This window comes from Dyadobacter luticola, assembly GCF_005860805.1.
Classification (GTDB): Bacteria; Bacteroidota; Bacteroidia; order Cytophagales; family Spirosomataceae; genus Dyadobacter; species Dyadobacter luticola.
In genome coordinates this window covers 304,702-321,966 of the sequence record NZ_VCEJ01000008.1, presented here as the reverse complement: position 1 = coordinate 321,966, position 17,265 = coordinate 304,702, and the positions used below count along the sequence as shown (strand labels likewise).

Here is a 17,265-nt window from a genome sequence, read left to right as displayed (position 1 = left end):
TGAATTATTATTCACAAACTATTTGATCCTGAAACTTAACGCTAATCCGCTTAAACCTACTCCAATCCTGACTTAACACCTTATCGTAAAACACACGCAGCTTCTTGAACTTAGACTGGTAATCTTCTGCCGTGCCAAACTCAATGCGCTGGTCTCCTAAAACAGTTAGCAAATGTATTTCGCCTTCTTTGTCTGCGTCCACTTGTGCTACCTGCGCCTTCCAGAAAGGATCGGTATTCAGAAATTGAAGCAATTCCCTCGTAGACAATCCTTCGGTAGTCTGCATCTTTTTCGAATCATTAAAAAATGACCCGGAAACCAATAACGTTCTTGCTGAATAACTTTCTGATAGAGGAAAAAAAACGCCCTCGTCATTAATATAGTGTCCCGCTGTACTTTGCGTTTCCCCATTTCTCGAAGTCCCTATCCAGCGCGCAAGTGGTCTCTCCTGTTCTACTTCTACAACTATATTACCTCTGAGGTCACGATAAACCTGGCATTTTTTGATGAGCTTGTTTCTCCTGATCCTGTTTTCGAGATCATTCAAAGCAACGTCTTTGAGCCTGTTCCCAAGCAGCGGATCTCCCCCATTTTCTGTCAGCAGCATGCGGACGTCCATCTGGTTTAGAAAACGTGCGCCCGAGTCACCTTCAATGGTTATGACAAGATCGTTACAGCGTTGCGTCCCAAGCCTGCTTTCGGCCATTCCTATTCCGGCTATCGGCAGGATCAGCCATAAACTTCGTTTCAACAAAAGCCATGAATAACCAAATTTACGTAACATCTTAGTAATATTAAAAATGCTTTTACTAATTATTAGCAAATGAATTCCTGAGCAAATCGCGCATCGGCAACACCAAAGTATCAATGTCGCCTGCCCCGATTGTCACCACAATATCCGTGTCCAGCTCCCTTAAAATGTTCAGTACATTCTCTTTAGAGACCAGCTGCTTGTCTGCAATTGTTACCTTTTCCAAAAGCATTTCCGAGTTCACACCTTCGATCGGGAGCTCTCTGGCCGGGTAAATTTCCAGCAAAAAAAGCCGGTCTGCCAGTGAAAGGCTCTCTGCAAAACCGTCTGCAAAATCTCGGGTACGACTGAAAAGGTGCGGCTGGAAGATCGTCGTCACGTGCCTTCCCGGGTAAAGTCCTTTCACAGAAGTCAGAAAAGCCTCAATCTCGGCCGGGTGGTGTGCGTAATCGTCGATGTACACATTTCCCTCTTCCTCCACCTGGTATTCAAAACGCCTTTTTACACCCCGGTAACTTTCCAGCGCTTCCTTAATATTTTCTGGTGAAATGCCAATGTACAATGCCACTGCGCTCGCCGCGATCGAATTTTCAATGTTGTGATAACCCGGGATCTTCATCGCAATGTTCGAAATCACACCGTCCGGATACACCAGATCAAACACAAAACGCGCATTTTTAATGTGAATGTTGGCAGAATGATAGTCGCCGCTTTTTAACGAATAGGTATACACTTTTGCCTTGGTACTATTCGCAATTTCAAGTCCATCTTTCATAAACAATGCACCCTCATCGTCTATCTGGCCCACATATTCACGAAAAGATTGCAACACTGCCTCGTGCTCGCCGTAGATATCCAAATGATCGGCATCCGTGGAAGTGACGATAGCTATTTCAGGAAAAAGTGTCAGAAATGAGCGGTCAAATTCATCTGCCTCAACCACGCAGAAAACCTCTTCCAGCTTTTCTGACGGCTCGTTTAAGAGCAGATTGGTGCCATAATTTTGCGTAATCCCACCCAGGAAAGCGGTGCTGTTTACATTCGCATGTTTCAGAATGTGCGCTACCAGAGACGAAGTAGTAGTCTTTCCATGCGTCCCGGCGACACCTATCGTCCTCAAATTTCTTGTCAGCAAACCCAGTACCTGCGAGCGTTTCAGGATCAGGAAATTCTGGTCCCGGAAATAATTCATCTGCTTATGCTGCACCGGAACTGCCGGCGTATAAATGATCAGCGTCTGCTGTGGATCCTCAATAAATGCTGCGGGAATACTTTCGATGGAATCTTCCAGGGTTACCTCAATGTCCTCTTCCGTCAACTTTTGCACGAGCGGCGTCATTGTCTTGTCATAACCCGCTACCTGAAAACCATTTGCCTTAAACCAGCGCGCCAAAGCGCTCATGCCGATACCGCCGATTCCTACGAAATAAATGTATTTCCAATCCGTCATGGAAGATGACATACGCTGAGATTTTACTTGATTAATTTCAAAACTTCATCTGCGATATCACTCGCGGCCGTCGGTTTTGCCAGTTTCCTGATATTAAATTTCAAATTTTCCTGTTCCGCCAGATCGCCCAGCAATTCGAGTGCTTTTGTTACCAAATCCTGCCCCGCTGCCGAATCTTTGATCATCCACGCCGCATCCTGTTTTACCAGTGTCTGCGCATTTTTTGTCTGATGATCTTCCGAAGCCGCTGGGTAAGGCACCAATATCGAAGGCTTGGCTGCCAGGCAAAGCTCCGAAACCGACAGCGCGCCAGCCCTGGAAACCACCACGTCGGCAATCGCATACGCCAGGTCCATCGTGTAAATAAATTCAAACGCTTTTACCTGCTTCGTACCGAGTTTTGCAATGCTGGCTTGCGCCGTGGCAATGTAGCTTTTCCCGGTTTGCCAGAGTACCTGATAACCAGCCGCAATCAGTTTCTCCAGACCCGCATCAATACTTTCATTAATCGACCGTGCCCCCAGACTTCCCCCCATCACGAACAATGTTTTTCGTTCGGGATCAAGCCCGAACTCCACGATCGCTTCTTTGCTTTTAGCCGAAACATCCACAATGTCGCTCCTTACCGGGTTGCCGAGCAGTGCCAGTTTTTCAGCGGGAAAAAATGCTTCCATGCCGGGATATGCTACACATATTTTGCCTGCTTTTTTCGCCAGCAACTTATTGGTAATCCCTGCGTAGGAATTTTGTTCCTGGATCAATGTCGGAATTCCAGCCAGAGAAGCCATCATTAACAAAGGCCCGCTGGCAAAACCGCCCACACCTACCGCAATGTCGGGCGCAAAATCTTTCACAACTTTTTTTGCCTTCAAAAGACTGTTTGCGAGTTTAAAAGGAAACGCCAGATTATCCAGCGAAAGCTCTCTTTTTATCCCTACAATCGGCAAACCCACGATGTTATATCCGGCACGCGGCACTTTCTCCATTTCCATTTTACCCAAAGCACCTACAAACAACACTTCCAGATCAGGCTCTTTCTGTTGCAGCGCATTGGCAATGGCGATGGCAGGATAAATGTGCCCGCCGGTACCTCCGCCACTGATAATTACTCTTTTTGCCATTTCAAATGCGTTTCTCTTCAGCAATTTCGCCGCGGCTTACACTCAGGATCATGCCCATGGCAATGCCCGTAAAGATCAGCGAAGTTCCTCCCTGACTAAAAAATGGCAATGTCTGCCCCGTCACCGGCACCAGCCCTACCGTCACCGCCATCGCCGAAAATGCCTGGCTGACCACCACAAAGGTAAGTCCGGCAGACAGCAGCCCGCCGAAAGGTCGCTTGGTAGCTTCGATGGCTTTTAATCCCCTGTAAAGCAGGATCAGGTAAAAAACAATCAGTATGGTACCGCCCAATGTTCCGTATTCTTCCACGGCCACGGCAAAAATAAAATCTTTCTGAGGCTCCGGCAAAAACCTTCTTTGCCGGCTTTTCGCCACACCTTCACCATACAATCCGCCCCGCGCCATTGCCATGTAGGATTGTTGTGACTGGTACACCACCACGTCTTTATCAAAAAAAGCGGAGATACGGTTCTGAGCAGTTCCGGCCCTTTGTGTAGAGTTGAGCAAAATGGCGATCGTAGCAAAAAATACGAGGCCCAATGCTGTAAAAAGCAGATAATGTATCGGCACTTTTCCGACGAACATCAGCAGAAAACAAATACCCGCCAGCATGACCGCGGTAGAAACATTACTTGTAAAAATAAGCCCGCAAACCACGCCGACCAGCGAAAGCGGCTCCATAAAAAGCTCCCGGGTATTCCAGCCGCCTTTGATGTGCCGTGCCAAAATGAGGGATAAATGCGCGATCAAAGCCACTTTGGCCCACTCCGAAGGCTGAAAACGCTGCCCGATCACCGGTATCTCGATCCACCTCGCCGCATCATTCACCGACGTACCGAAAAACATGGTAAAAATCAGCAGCACGATCGAGCTCCAAACCGCCAGCCGCGTCACATACACGAATTTGATATAAGGGATTCGGTGCACGAAAAACATGACAACCAGCGAAACCGCACAAAGCATCACGTGTTTGTACAGATAGTATTCCGTGTTCCCGTCCATCTGGCTGTACGCGTCCTTCACACTGGCGCTGTACACCACCACAATGCTCCAGAGCAGCATGATTATGCAAATCCCCCAGATCCAGGGATCACCTTTAAGACTTTTGGCAAACCATGCCTGGGTGTCCTTCGACTTTTGCAAGAAATCGGTGTTGATATCCACGGGCAATATTGATAATTAAGGATTAACTAGATTTCTGACAGCCGCCTTGAATTTTTCGCCGCGATCTTCGTAGTTTTTAAACAAATCGAAACTCGCGCAGGCTGGCGACAGCAACACAATGTCGCCCACTAAGCCCCACTCTTTTCCCTTATTAACTGCATCCTGGACATCCTGGGTAATGTATATCTGCGGAACAATGCTTGAAAAATAGCTTTGCAGCTTGTCCGCATCTTTACTTAAAACAACCAACCCCTTCACTTTATTTCGTACGAGCTCTTCAATCTGACTGTAATCATTGCCTTTATCGACGCCGCCTGCAATCAAAATCACCGGTTTGTCGAAACTTCCCAGCGCGTAAAACACCGAATCAACATTGGTAGCTTTGGAATCGTTAATATAAGTGACACCCCCAATTACTTCTACTTCTTCCAGGCGGTGAGGCGCGTTTGTAAAGGATTTTAAACCTGCTACGATTTTATCATTCTCAATGTCCAGCAACTTCGCAACCGAAATCGCCGCCAGCGCATTGATGGCATTATGCGGCCCCTTGATAGGTAGCTCATCAAATGGTATTTCAAAAAAACGGTCCTGAATGTCTGCGGTTAGCACACCGTTTGAGAGGTATGCGCCCTGCTGCAATGTGATTTCCAACGAAATGCCCGACAAACTTACCGCCGGTTTTCTTTTGGCTAATTCCATTTGAATTACTTCACTTTCTTCAAAATAGATCAGATGATCCTCCGAAGTCTGGTTACGGATAATGTTGAATTTTGAATCAATATAATTCTGGAAATCATACCCGTAACGATCGAGGTGATCGGGGGTAATGTTTAGGATAACTGAAATGTTGGGATGGAAACTGACAATGTTGTCGAGCTGGAAACTACTGATTTCCAATACATAATAATCGAACCGATTCTCAGCAACCTGCAAGGCAAAGCTGTCGCCGATATTTCCGGCCAGACCAACATTCAAGCCAGCGGTTTTAAGAATGTGGTAAGTTAGCAGCGTCGTGGTCGTTTTTCCGTTGCTACCTGTGATGGCGATTAATTTGGCCTGAGTATACCGCGAGGCAAATTCTATTTCCGAGATCACTTCCACGCCTTTTTCGCGCAGCTTCACAATCAGCGGAACAGTATCCGGGATACCCGGACTTTTTACAACCAGATCGGCGTCCAGGATGGAATCTTCGGTATGCTGGCCCTGCTCGTAAGGGATGTTTTCCGCGACCAGGACATCAATATATTTCTGATGAATTTGACCTTTGTCAGATAGAAAAACAGAAAAACCTTTGGATTGAGCAAGAATAGCAGCCCCAGCACCACTTTCCCCGCCGCCCAGGATAACGACCTTTTTTTGCACAAATTCTGAGTTAAACGTGGAACAACCTACGCAGACTACGAAGGTAAATCTTTTGAAGAAAATTTTGCGGACTTCGGATTTAATTAAACGTAATAAAAACGGAGGCATTTTGAAGATGCCTCCGCTGCAAAATTAGTCTTCAATCTTACTTTTTATTTCTTAAGCGATTCCGAAATTCTCAATCTGTTAGCCAGCTTGACGATCATGAAAATCACCCAGGCAATGATGATAAACTGGATCAGTACCTGGATAAAATTACCATATTTCACAGCCACTTCCGGCGTTTTTCCGACTGCTTCTTTGAGGACAATTTTGAGCTGCGTAAAGTCCACGCCACCGATCAGCAGACCGAGGATTGGGTTAATAATGTCTTCCACGAGAGAAGTTGTGATCTTTCCAAATGCGGCACCAATGACAACACCGACTGCCAGGTCGAGCACATTACCCTGGGCGATAAAGGTTTTAAATTCCTGTAGCATAACAAGTTGAGGTTAGTTGAACGAACGTTAAAGAGAATATAAAAACCCGATGCTCAGGCCCTGAGCGAATTGTATCTCATTGCTCTGGTCCTGATCATACACCACGATCGCGCCCAGATTCACATTTACATATTTGTTGATTTTCGCAGTCAACTGGGCATCCAGACGGTTGTCAATGTTCAGCGGATGTTTAAAGCTGGAATACATCAGGTATCTGAATTTCAGGTTAACATTCTTGGCGATATCCTTGTCAAAATTGGCCACTACCTGTATCAATGCTGCCTCCGTCCGCACCTTCTTACCGATCGGCACGCCGTAATTTTTTTGGTCGGGTGTGTTAACATACAAATCCGTATCGATCACAATCGTCTGACGGAGCGCACCAGGCGCCAGATCTACAAAGAAGTAAGGTGCCGGCCGATACTCAATACCGATTGCTTCGGTAAGATATGCAGGCGACAAAAATCCGGAAACTTTGTCCTTGATCACCGCAGTATCGGCATTGGAAGAATATTTAAATCCGGGACTGAACTGCGACAGGAAGTTAACATTGGCAAAAAGGCTCCACTTTGCGGTCAGCTCACGGTTGTATTTGGTATCAAAAAATATCCGGTCAACATTCTTTCTGCTTTGCTGCCCCTTATTTCTGACAACGCCATATTGTGATTGAAAATCGTTTCGCCAGGAATTTTTGCCTCTCCTTTTTTCATTTAATGCATTGAAAAACAAGCCTAACGCAACAGAATTTACCCCGCCGCCCGTCCAGTTGGAGCTGAATGATCCCTGGTTCAGGTTCGCACCGAACTCGATCTTTTTCCAGGTGGTATCGTTGGCGGTTTTGAGCCGGCCGGCATTGAGGGAATTGGACAGATCAACATTTTGGGAAAATGCGTAGCTACCTGGCAGAAGAATAAAAGCGCAGAGTAATGTAGAGATTCTAAGTAGTAAGTCTCTCATTTTCAACAGTTTTAGTGTATCGGATCATGACGTCTTCAGGCTAAAATATGAATCTGATGAAAGAGAGAGGACTTAAAGTAAAGCATTTTTTTAAACACTTCGAAGGATCACCCGAAGAGAATCATGTGAAGATATTGCTTCCTGAGCTTTTCCCGCGACCGCATCAGCCGCATTTTCACGGCCGATTCTGTGGTATCAAAAATATCTGCAATGTCGCGTATTGTCTTATTTTCCAGATATTTAAGATAAATAATCGCCTTTTCTTCCAGGCTGAGTTGCGTGATAGCTATCTTGAATTTTCCGGTATCGATTTCGTCCGTCCCGAAAATATTGTGTAGATCCGATTCGTCCACCAGGTCGGCACCTGCTTCGTTAACGAGCACGACGCGCCTTTTACTAATCCGGACAAGGTCCCGGCAATGGTTGTGGGTGATGGTGAAAAGCCACGTTGAGAATTTGGCGCCTTTCTTGAATGTGTTCATTTTGAACATCAGTTTCAGAAAAACATCCTGGGTAATGTCTTCGGCTTTGGAAGAATCCCCGGTCAGAGTCCGGCACTTTTTGTACACTTTATAAGCGTAGCGCTCGTAAAGTTTTTCGAAATGCCTGTTGTCACCTGTTTCTATAAAAAGTCTTACTAATTCTTCGTCAGATGCAGTGTGCGACACTATAAAAGTGTGGGCTGTTTGGTCAGTCATTCTTCGCTGGAATATCACTGATAGTGTGGTAAAAAAAGAAAAGGGTGAATTAATTTCTTGTAAATATTAAAAAACAACGCCTGGTATACAAATAGATACCAGGCGTTGTCGATATTAATTTATTACGGAATTTACTATCCTCCGATTGCTATACGCTTAAAGGACTTCACTGTTAAGCCTTTGGCCGTTTTTTCCAAAAGCTGACGGATGGTCAAAGAAGAATCTTTTACAAACTCCTGGTTCAACAAGGTGTTGTCTTTGTAGAATTTTTGAAGCTTACCCTGCGCAATTTTTTCTAACATTGCTTCTGGCTTGCCTTCTGCTCTCGCCTGCTCTTTACCCACTTCAATTTCACGCTCAACAGTCGCTGAATCTACACCGTCTTTATCCAGAGCGATCGGCTTCATTGCAGCGATCTGCATCGCCACATCTTTACCCAACTCGTTTACATCGGTTCCGTTTACGCCATCAAATGCTACCAGAACGCCCAGTTTACCATTTGAGTGAATGTAAGGAACAACCTGGTCAGCCGTTACATTTTCGTAAGAAGTGATTTCCAGTTTCTCTCCCAATTTACCTACCAAATCAACGATGTGCTCGCTCACCGGACGACCGTCTTCGAGCGTAGCAGCCAGCAAAGCATCCTTGTCAGCGATATCATCGGCAACAGCTTTGTCGAGAATGCTCTGAGCAAGGTTTTTAAAATCTTCTACATTGGAAACCGGCTCAGTTTCGCAAGCCAGTGCTACCAGTTTACCATTTGTTCCGTCAGCGCTGATTTTCACCAGTACTGTTCCTTCCGAAACTGCGTTATCAGCGCGTTTCGCAGCTACTTTCTGTCCTTGTTTGCGAAGAATATCAACAGCTTGTTCGAAGTCGCCGTCAGCCTCCTGAAGCGCTTTTTTACAATCCATCATGCCCGCGCCAGTCATTTGGCGGAGTTTGTTTACATCTTGTGCGGTAATTGCCATGATTTTATTTAAATGAAATGAATGGTCCTTAAAAAATGATAGCCCATAGCAAAACGGCTATGGGCTATTTTTATCTAATCAGATACAACACGTGGATTTGGAAACCCCAGCCATATCGCCCTAGTTTTTATTCTTCATCACTTTCAGCTACTACCTCAGGAGCTACTTCTGCACGTGGTGCAGCTGCTTCCTCATTGCCTTTGTCAACCTGACGTTTGGCTTCTTCTTCCTCAACCATGCGCTGATCGTCTTTATCTTGTTTGCGTTCCATCAAACCTTCTTCGATCGCTTTTCCGATCGCCAAAGTGATCAATGAAATGGCTTTGTACGCATCATCATTGCTTGGGATTGGGAAGTCAACAAGTTCTGGGTTTGAGTTGGTATCGCAGATCGCAAAGATGGGGATGTTCAATCTTTTTGCTTCTGCAACCGCAATGTGCTCGCGTTTTACATCAACGATGAAAAGTGCGGCTGGAAGGCGAGTAAGGTCCGCTACACCACCTAGTACTCTTTCCAGTTTGTCCTTTTCACGTGTAAGCATCAGGCGTTCTCTTTTCGCAATATTGCTAACCGTGGTTTCGTCTTTCAGCATCTTCTCAAGAGTCTGCATTTTTTTCAAAGACTTGCGAATTGTGCCAAAGTTTGTGAGCATACCACCCAACCAGCGATCGGTCACGTAAGGCATTTTAAGGCGTTTTGCCTCTTCTGTTACGATTTCCTGCGCTTGTTTTTTAGTAGCAACAAACATGATCTTACGTCCCGAACGAACGATTTGCTTCAACGCAGCCTCAGCGTCGTTGATGCAGCTCAATGTTTTGTTCAGGTCAATGATGTGGATCCCGTTTTTCTCCATGAAAATGTATGGAGCCATGCGTGGATCCCACTTGCGGGTAAGGTGGCCAAAGTGCACACCTGCATCCAATAGTTCTTTATATTCTAATTGTGCCATTACAGATTAATGTTAGAATGTTTTTGAAATTACGCAGCACAGCACATCGGGCACGATAAGTACTGTCTGGACGAAATATTAACGTTTCGAGAACTGGAATCTTCTTCTCGCTTTTGCACGTCCGTATTTCTTACGTTCAACCATACGTGGGTCACGGGTAAGAAATCCTTCTTTTTTCAATGCAGGACGGAATTCACCATTGTATTCGCACAGTGCGCGGGAAACTGCCATACGGATTGCTTCCGCCTGACCTGAGATCCCACCGCCTCTTACGTTTACTTTGATATCATATCCATTACCACCGCTGATCGTAGCGAAAGGCTGCTGAAGAACGATCTGGTGTACTTCAAACGGAAAGTATTCTTTGTAATCGCGGCCGTTAACTTTGATATCTCCTTTCCCTGGCGTCATATAAATACGGGCCACGGCTGTTTTTCTTCTGCCAATTGTGTTGATCACTTCCATGAATTACAGCTGGATTTGTTTAGGTTGCTGAGCGCTGTGAGGATGTTCTGCATCAGCGTAAACAAACAGGTTAGTGAATAAACGACGTCCCAAACGGTTCTTTGGAAGCATGCCTTTTACGGCTTTCTCGATCACACGCTCAGGGTGTTTTTCGAGCAACTCGCGAGGAGTCTGAAAACGTTGACCTCCTGGGTAACCTGTGTGACGGACATACACTTTGTCGGTCATTTTCTTACCGGTCAACTTGATCTTATCGGCGTTGATAACAATTACGTTATCGCCACAATCCACATGAGGAGTGTAACTTGCTTTATGTTTGCCTCTGATAATTTTCGCAATTTCACTGGCCAAACGACCAAGAACTGCATCTTTAGCATCCACAACAATCCACTCCTTGTTTACTGTGTTTTTGTTCGCCGAGATGGTTTTGTAGCTTAACGTATCCACGATTAACAAAAAATTTAATTGATTTTCAATAAATTACACTGTAACAAGACAGTCCCATCGCAAAATGGGAGTGCAAATATAGAGTTTAACAATTTGAATAACAAGTATGTCTGAGAAATTTCGCCACTAGGGTATCTCTACGCATATTTGTAACTCTGCAAAGTTCTCTGAAAAAAGTATCCGATCAGTCAGACAGAGAAAAGGATAACGCTGCATACGGCAAGCTATATCTGTCAAAAACACGACGCTCTCTATCATCGAGGAGAACCTTGCGTTCTTTGACATTATTCGTCTTGTAAGCAATCTGGCCCAGAACATATCCCAGTTTTAAACCCATCTTTTTCGACAGATAAATCCGTGCATATATTTCTGACTGACCATTATAATTTTTTAAAAACAAGGGAAGAAAATCGAAATTCACAGGCGAAGTGGAAAGCCAGGTATTATAAAATAGTTCACCAATACCAGGAGTGGAAGTAGTCTTTTCGTAGAATCCGCTGCGTTTTGAACCGAGCGCCAGACCGCCTATATCTGTGTTGATACCTATATCAACCCTCGGAAAACAGAAATTAAAACCAGCCACGAAGCTTGCACCATTGACAGAAGTTTTGCGAAATAAAAGATTGTTACTTTCATCTTTGCTTGACAGCGTCGCGCCTTCTCCATAATATGCCCAGGCCCGTAATCCCAACCCAAGTCTGAGCCAGCTAAGCTTCCCGATGCCCACCTCTTCGTGGTAAAGTAAAGATGGTGCCCAGGCGGAATTTTTGAAGCCTGTGCCCACGTCAATTCCAGCATTAACATTTGATTGATTTTGGCCGAAAGCCGGATGAATAGCTGCCAGGAAAACACAGCCAAGAAGGACTTTTTTCATTCGAAATTTTATTGGATCAGTGTGTTAAAAATTAAGACCGATGCTATAAGCGGTGATAAATATATGCTTGCCGAGGAGAAGAACTGTGATATTCTTACATTGTAAAACTTGACAATCCCCATTCAAATCGCCTAAACCCATGAAGCATTTATTCTCCGGTAAAATATTTTTTTTACGGTCAGCCTTACTATTAAGCATTTTTCTCTTAAACCACCATGTTAATTCCCAGTCCTACGACATGCTGGCCTTCAAGCCGCTCTTCAACGGTAAGAACCTCGATGGCTGGGTGGATGTGAATACTTCGAAGGAAACGTGGAAGGTTAAAAATGGCACATTGATATGCTCAGGCAAGCCGATTGGCGTGATGCGGAGTGACCGGCAGTATGAGAATTTTATTCTTGAAGTGGAGTGGAAACACATGGAAGCTGGCGGGAATTCGGGCGTTTTTATTTGGAGCGAAGGGACGCCGCAACCGGATGATCCGCTCACTAAAGCGATTGAAGTGCAAATGCTGGAACTACAATATGCGCCCATCCATAATGCCACCGAAGACTATGTTCACGGTGAACTTTTCCCGACGATGGGTATGACCGCCACGCCCGACAATCCACGCGGGATCCGGAGCAAGTCGCTGGAAAAGAGATGCAAAGGAAAAGGCGAGTGGAACAAATATGTGGTTGTCTGCGTCGATGGCGTCGTCAAATTATCTGTCAACGGTAAGTTTGTAAATGGCTTGCGCGACTCTCAGCGGAAGAAAGGATATATCTGCCTGGAAGCCGAAGGGGCCGAAATTCACTTCCGCAACATCCGCATTCTGGAACTGCCGGGTGGCATCACTTCGGCTGAACAAACCGCGCCGGTTGTGAATTGATTTGTGAAGCCGGTTTCCGGCTGATATCTTACGGATAAATATTCAGTTGCATGAAAATCTCCTTTATCGGTGCCGGCAATGTTGCGTGGCATCTTGCCCAGGCTTTTGAAGACGCCGGACATTGGATCTGCGAGGTATACAGCCGCGATACGCAAAAAGCGCGTCAGCTCGCCGCTGTATTATATGATACCAACATCCAGCCCGACCTGAATTTTTCGGAAAGCGAAGCCGAAGTGATCGTCATCGCAGTCAGCGACGATGCGATTGAAGAGGTTTTACAGCGGATTGTGCTGCCGGAAGGCGTGATTCTGGTCCATACTTCGGGTACCCGGTCGCTGGCCGAATTTCAGAAGCTGGTCGAGATTTACAGCGACGTATATGTACATACCGGTGTTTTTTATCCTTTGCAAACATTCTCGAAGGACATTGAAATGGATTACCAGGATTTGCCTTTTTGTATTGAATCAAAAAATGAACTCATTGAAAATAAGCTCATTCTGATTGCCCAAAGCATCAGTAACAATGTCACGCGCATGGATTCCGATGAACGATTTATCCTGCACGTCGCCGCCGTTTTTGCCAGCAACTTCACCAATTACATGCTCACGGTTTCCCAAAATCTCCTGGAACGCGAGCAAATTAACTTCGAGCTGCTAAAACCGCTGATCCAAACCACCATTCACAAAGCATTATCTACAAACGACCCAGCCTTCGGACAAACCGGCCCTGCCCGGCGCGGCGACTGGAAAACCACAGCCCGGCACCTCGAATATCTTCAGGAAACCAATGAAGACTGGACAGAAATTTACCGGCTTCTGACTGACAAGATCCGCAACTTCTACATTTCAAAATAGTAGAATGCGCGACGTCTGGAAAAAGTTAGGCTATATTTGCAGGAGTCACTACTTTTCATTTTCATGGATTCTTCGTTAACGGAGCGATTTCAGCGCATAACCACTTTGATTTTTGATGTCGACGGTGTTTTGACCGACGGAAGCGTGATTGCGCTGGAATCCGGTGAGCAACCCAGGGTTTTTAATGTCAGGGACGGATATGCTTTGAACCGTGCGGTCAGGCTGGGTTACAGGGTCGCTATTATTTCGGCGCAAGGCCAGGTAGGGGTTCGTAAACGCCTTGAATACCTGGGAATTAAAGAAATTTTCCTGGGCACATCGCCGGATGGAAAATTGCCCGTTTTCAAAAGATACCTGAGCGAAAATAACCTTAGCGAAGACGAAATTGTGTTCATGGGCGACGACCTGCCCGATTATGAAGTGATGCGTACCAATGTGCTGGCGGCTTGTCCGGCCGACGCTTCCGAAGAAATTCTTGCCTTATCCGATTACATATCTCCAAAAACCGGCGGCCACGGCGCCGTGCGCGATCTCATTGAACAGGTGATGAAGGTTCAGGGAAAATGGATGTCCTGGTTCGATTAACTGAGAAAAATCCCGGCGTGGAATCATTGGAAAAAAAGCGTTATTTCCCCAATCTCAATGGCATTCGCTGCATTGCGGCGCTTTTGGTGGTTTTTCACCATCTGGAACAAGCCAAACATGCGCTGGGAATCGCCAATGTTTACGATTCGCCTATCATTCAGCATGCCGGAAGACTGGGGGTTGGGCTATTTTTCGTGCTCAGCGGGTTTTTGATCACCTATTTATTATTGGAAGAAAAAGGGCGATTCGGGGACGTAGATGCCAAAAAGTTTTATCTGCGCCGCGTTTTCAGGATCTGGCCAATTTACTTTCTCATCATTTTTCTCTCCTTTTTTGTCTTCTCCCACATTGACCTGCTTTACTATCCCGGAGCGCAGGAAAAACTGGAAATCCACGCGGGCGAGCGACTGACATTACTGCTACTTGTCCTTCCAAATTTTGCATTCGTCCTTTACGACCTGCCGTACTGGTGTGCCCAAACGTGGTCTATTGGCGTAGAAGAACAATTTTATTACCTCTGGCCCTGGCTGATCAAATATCCCAAAAGAAGTATCCCCATCATCCTCGCCTTCCTGGCGATCACCGCCGGCGTGCTTTACCTCGGTTTGTATTTTGTTGATCCCTCCGAAGAAATGAAGGATGCCATCATCACCACATTCCTCGGCCAATTCAGGATACAGACGATGGCGCTCGGCGGCTTTTGCGCGTGGCTGGTTTACAAAGACAAAAAGCGTGTGCTCGACATTATTTTCAGGAAAGATTTGCAGATCATGGCTTACCTGCTGCTCGCTGCATTGTTTTTTTCAGGCATACATTTCAATGGTTTTCTGGAAGTGTACGCGCTGTTTTTTGCGTTCTTCGTCCTGAATGTTTCCTGTAATAAAAACAGCATTATCAGCTTGCAAAACCCGGTGATGGATCATTTGGGAAAGATTTCCTATGGACTTTACATTTACCACGTCGTGGTGATCGTGCTGATTATCAACCTGCTTGCCGCCTATGCGCCTAAGTGGGAAGGGCCTGTTTATCAAACCGTTCTGTACATTCTGACATTCATCGGCTCTGTGCTGGTGGCTTCTCTTTCTTATTCTTATCTGGAAAAACCTTTGCTCGCTTTCAAAGACCGAAAGTTCGGCAGGTAATGTTCTGACTAGTCCGTGGAAGTCTGGTCAGGCAGCTCAGACATCGTGTAGAATTTCAATTTTTGTCGGCTCGCTTCTCTCAATATTTTTTCAAGAAAAGGTACATTAAAACCGTACTGACCGTTTTTTGGCGCGGCGTAAAGTGGCTGGTGACCGAAGATCATCAAGGCTGTATTCGTATCCTTCGCTTTTTGAATCGCCTCAGCCATTTCCACCTCCGTCACTTCCGAGTCCGTATCGATGAATAATGCGTCTACCGATTTCTTTTGGTCAAATCGATAATATACCCAGTTCATAAACCGGGGCGCGAGGGCATAAATCTGGATTCCAAAAAGCTTTCTTCTTGAAACGCCTACATCGCGGAGAATTTTAAAACCATTTGCAAAAAGAACCGAATCCACCTGATCATTGTGATTTCCACCAGGATGCGCATAAGATTTCGGGAAAAAACCGGCAGCCGCCATAAATCCCAAGCCCGGTTTCAATTCGCGCTCCACATATCCCGCCGGCCCGACTGCCGCGATCAGTTCTGTCGACTTTCCGTGGGTGGTACTATGAAAACCAATTTCATGTCCGTCACTTTCCAGCTCTTTTAGCTGCGTAACTTCTTCTTTGGTAAGACTATCAGGGCAGGTGATGAAGAAAGTAACCTTAGCATTATATTTTTTAAAAAGCGGCCTCAATGCATGCCAGTCGCTGATAAAATGATCGTCAAAAGAAATAGCGATACCGGCTTGTTCATGACTTTTTGCATCCGGCATACAGCCCGCCAGGAACATTCCGGCTAAAAAAAGAACCGTTAATGTAGCAAGCCACGCAAACCTCGATGATCTATATTTCAATACTTCGGGAGTCAAATGTTATTTTCGCTAAAATTAATCACACAAATGAAAATTCTCCACACGGCCGACTGGCACATTGGCAAAAAGCTCGATCTCTTTTCACGTCTTGACGAGCAGCGGCTGGTTTTGGACGAGATATGCGAAATCGCTGAGCGAGAGGCTGTTGATGCGGTAGTGATTGCCGGAGATCTTTTCGATAATTTCAATCCGTCCTCCGAAGCTACCGAACTTTTATACAGCACATTACACCGGCTTTCAGCAAATGGCAGCCGCGCCGTCATCGCCATCGCCGGCAACCACGATTCGCCCGAGCGCATCCAGGTACCCGATGCGCTGGCGAAGGTTTGCGGCATTCTGTTCGTCGGGTTTCCCAATACCGAAGTAAAACCATTTTGTACGCAGGGAAAAGTGGATATTGTCCGCACCGCAAAAGGTTTTATCGAAATCATGCTTCCGAACTGCGACTTTCCCCTCCGCATTCTGCACACACCTTATGCCAACGAGCAGCGTCTCAAAACATTTCTGGGCGTGGAAGATTCGGAGGAAGCTTTGCGCCTGAATTTGCAGCAACATTGGCAGGATCTGGCCGACACTTACCTGGACAACAAAGGTTTTAACCTGCTCGCAACACATTTATACGTGATGCAAAAAGAAGGCCCGATGCCCGAAGAACCTGACGACGAGCGACCGATCCTTCACATTGGCGGCGCCCAGGCCATTTACACCGAAAATTTCCCAAAACAGGTACATTACATTGCGCTCGGACATTTGCACCGGTTTCAGGTAGTAGACAAAGAACCGGCACCGGCAATCTATTCCAGCAGCCCGCTGGCTTATAGTTTTTCCGAAGCCAATCAAAGGAAATTCGTCGTCCTGATCGAAGCCTCCGCCGGGAAACTGATTGGTTACCAGCCCATCGAATTATTCAAAGGCAAAAAACTCAGAAGAAAAAGCTTCCACAAAATCGACGAAGCGATCGAGTGGCTGCAAGAACACGCCGACGATCTGATCGAGCTCACCATCATTTCCGACAACTACCTCGAAGCCGCTGACAAAAAGCGTCTCATGGAAGCACATTCAGGCATCATCCAGATCATCCCGCAAGTAAAAAAAGCTGAAGTCGCCGAAACCGGTTCAGAAATAGACTTGTCTTTAAGCATGGAAAAACTCTTTCAGGAATACTTCAAATCAAAGAACAAGGGACAGGAACCTTCGGAAGGGTTATTGGAAGTTTTTCGGGAGGTATTGGGGACTGAGGGGGAATGATAACATTGATTTTTCT

At 45.9% G+C, this 17,265-nt stretch carries 19 protein-coding genes; 5 read left to right on the top strand and 14 right to left on the bottom strand.

Going from position 1 to position 17,265, the window contains the following annotated elements:
• Positions 1-7: 7 nt before the first annotated feature.
• From FEN17_RS25235 to FEN17_RS25175, 13 genes are all read right to left on the bottom strand, one after another.
• Complete coding sequence (locus FEN17_RS25235; protein ID WP_138368187.1) at positions 8-784, bottom strand: cell division protein FtsQ/DivIB; 777 nt, start codon at positions 782-784, stop codon at positions 8-10.
• Between the two features lie 25 nt (positions 785-809).
• Positions 810-2,213, bottom strand: coding sequence for a UDP-N-acetylmuramate--L-alanine ligase (gene murC, locus FEN17_RS25230; RefSeq protein ID WP_138368186.1), 1,404 nt, complete (start codon positions 2,211-2,213; stop codon positions 810-812).
• A gap of 11 nt (positions 2,214-2,224) precedes the next feature.
• On the bottom strand, positions 2,225-3,322 hold the full coding sequence (murG, locus tag FEN17_RS25225; protein WP_138368185.1) for an undecaprenyldiphospho-muramoylpentapeptide beta-N-acetylglucosaminyltransferase: 1,098 nt from the start codon (positions 3,320-3,322) through the stop codon (positions 2,225-2,227).
• A gap of 1 nt (position 3,323) precedes the next feature.
• Entirely contained in the window at positions 3,324-4,487 is a 1,164-nt protein-coding gene (locus FEN17_RS25220; protein ID WP_229208992.1) for an FtsW/RodA/SpoVE family cell cycle protein, read from the bottom strand.
• 15 nt (positions 4,488-4,502) lie between these two features.
• A complete protein-coding gene (gene murD / locus FEN17_RS25215) occupies positions 4,503-5,849 on the bottom strand; it encodes a UDP-N-acetylmuramoyl-L-alanine--D-glutamate ligase (RefSeq protein WP_229208991.1) in 1,347 nt (448 codons plus the stop codon).
• Between the two features lie 152 nt (positions 5,850-6,001).
• A complete protein-coding gene (mscL, locus tag FEN17_RS25210; RefSeq protein WP_138368183.1) occupies positions 6,002-6,328 on the bottom strand; it encodes a large-conductance mechanosensitive channel protein MscL in 327 nt (108 codons plus the stop codon).
• A 27-nt stretch (positions 6,329-6,355) separates the two neighbouring features.
• Positions 6,356-7,285, bottom strand: coding sequence for a DUF3078 domain-containing protein (locus tag FEN17_RS25205; protein WP_138368182.1), 930 nt, complete (start codon positions 7,283-7,285; stop codon positions 6,356-6,358).
• Between the two features lie 107 nt (positions 7,286-7,392).
• Positions 7,393-7,983 (bottom strand): RNA polymerase sigma factor, encoded by a 591-nt coding sequence (locus tag FEN17_RS25200; protein ID WP_138368181.1) that lies wholly within the window; start codon positions 7,981-7,983, stop codon positions 7,393-7,395.
• 134 nt (positions 7,984-8,117) lie between these two features.
• On the bottom strand, positions 8,118-8,954 hold the full coding sequence (gene tsf, locus FEN17_RS25195; protein ID WP_138368180.1) for a translation elongation factor Ts: 837 nt from the start codon (positions 8,952-8,954) through the stop codon (positions 8,118-8,120).
• A gap of 127 nt (positions 8,955-9,081) precedes the next feature.
• Complete coding sequence (rpsB, locus tag FEN17_RS25190; protein ID WP_138368179.1) at positions 9,082-9,903, bottom strand: 30S ribosomal protein S2; 822 nt, start codon at positions 9,901-9,903, stop codon at positions 9,082-9,084.
• A gap of 78 nt (positions 9,904-9,981) precedes the next feature.
• The gene (gene rpsI / locus FEN17_RS25185; RefSeq protein ID WP_138368178.1) at positions 9,982-10,368 is read right to left on the bottom strand and encodes a 30S ribosomal protein S9; all 387 of its coding nucleotides are present in this window, start codon (positions 10,366-10,368) and stop codon (positions 9,982-9,984) included.
• Positions 10,369-10,371: 3 nt separating this feature from the next.
• Positions 10,372-10,815 carry a 50S ribosomal protein L13 gene (gene rplM / locus FEN17_RS25180; protein ID WP_138368177.1) on the bottom strand — a complete coding sequence of 148 codons (444 nt, stop codon included), beginning with the start codon at positions 10,813-10,815 and terminating at the stop codon, positions 10,372-10,374.
• Positions 10,816-10,999: 184 nt separating this feature from the next.
• Positions 11,000-11,689 carry a hypothetical protein gene (locus FEN17_RS25175; RefSeq protein WP_138368176.1) on the bottom strand — a complete coding sequence of 230 codons (690 nt, stop codon included), beginning with the start codon at positions 11,687-11,689 and terminating at the stop codon, positions 11,000-11,002.
• Between the two features lie 238 nt (positions 11,690-11,927).
• Between FEN17_RS25175 and FEN17_RS25170 the strand changes: the two genes are divergently transcribed.
• The 4 genes from FEN17_RS25170 to FEN17_RS25155 all read left to right on the top strand — a co-directional run bounded on the left by FEN17_RS25170 (position 11,928) and on the right by FEN17_RS25155 (position 15,141).
• On the top strand, positions 11,928-12,560 hold the full coding sequence (locus tag FEN17_RS25170) for a 3-keto-disaccharide hydrolase (protein ID WP_229208990.1): 633 nt from the start codon (positions 11,928-11,930) through the stop codon (positions 12,558-12,560).
• 50 nt (positions 12,561-12,610) lie between these two features.
• Positions 12,611-13,414, top strand: a complete 804-nt coding sequence (locus FEN17_RS25165; protein ID WP_138368174.1) for a Rossmann-like and DUF2520 domain-containing protein — start codon at positions 12,611-12,613, stop codon at positions 13,412-13,414.
• A 63-nt stretch (positions 13,415-13,477) separates the two neighbouring features.
• Complete coding sequence (locus FEN17_RS25160) at positions 13,478-13,999, top strand: KdsC family phosphatase (protein ID WP_138368173.1); 522 nt, start codon at positions 13,478-13,480, stop codon at positions 13,997-13,999.
• Positions 13,978-15,141: an acyltransferase family protein gene (locus tag FEN17_RS25155; protein WP_138368172.1), complete on the top strand. Its 1,164-nt coding sequence runs from the start codon at positions 13,978-13,980 to the stop codon at positions 15,139-15,141. Before FEN17_RS25160 ends, FEN17_RS25155 begins: the two co-directional genes overlap by 22 nt.
• A gap of 8 nt (positions 15,142-15,149) precedes the next feature.
• On the opposite strand, the gene FEN17_RS25150 is transcribed toward FEN17_RS25155, so the two are convergent.
• The gene (locus tag FEN17_RS25150) at positions 15,150-15,983 is read right to left on the bottom strand and encodes a polysaccharide deacetylase family protein (RefSeq protein WP_229208989.1); all 834 of its coding nucleotides are present in this window, start codon (positions 15,981-15,983) and stop codon (positions 15,150-15,152) included.
• Between the two features lie 45 nt (positions 15,984-16,028).
• On the opposite strand from FEN17_RS25150, the gene FEN17_RS25145 reads away from it, so the two are divergent.
• Positions 16,029-17,249: a metallophosphoesterase family protein gene (locus tag FEN17_RS25145; RefSeq protein ID WP_138368171.1), complete on the top strand. Its 1,221-nt coding sequence runs from the start codon at positions 16,029-16,031 to the stop codon at positions 17,247-17,249.
• Positions 17,250-17,265: the final 16 nt, after the last annotated feature.